The sequence below is a fragment of the Thermococcus sp. MAR1 genome, from assembly GCF_012027305.1.
In the GTDB taxonomy this organism is placed as follows: Archaea; Methanobacteriota_B; Thermococci; order Thermococcales; family Thermococcaceae; genus Thermococcus.
The window spans coordinates 1-419 of record NZ_SNUF01000021.1 but is presented as its reverse complement, the minus strand read 5'-3'; the positions used below and the strand labels follow the sequence as shown (position 1 = coordinate 419).

The 419-nt window shown below is 32.0% G+C and carries 1 protein-coding gene; it reads left to right on the top strand.

The window, feature by feature from the left end:
- Nucleotides 1-419, top strand: a 419-nt coding sequence (locus tag E3E25_RS11365; RefSeq protein ID WP_206204735.1) for a hypothetical protein, incomplete at both ends; no start/stop codon positions are given.

Sequence of the window (419 nt, the reverse complement as noted above, 5' to 3'; positions counted from 1 at the left end):
ACTTGAAAAGCATTGTTTTTACCGTTACTAACGATTTAACTTATGACCGGCGAATGCACAGAATTTGTAATTCGTTAGCTGCAGCAGGTTATGAAGTGCTACTCATTGGGCGAAAAAAAACAGATTCAAAAACTATTTCTGAAAATTCATTCAATCAAAAAAGATTAGGCTGCATTTTTCAAAAAGGCATTTTGTTTTATGCTGAATATAATCTGAAGTTATTTTTTGCACTACTACAAATAAAAGCCGATTGTTTCTGTGCTATTGACCTTGATACTATTTTGCCCGTTTTATTTGCATCTTCTTTAAAAAACAAAAAAAGAGTTTATGATGCACATGAACTCTTTACAGAACAAAAAGAAATTATAACAAGACCATTCATACACAGCATCTGGAGCGGGATTGCAAAATTCTCAATA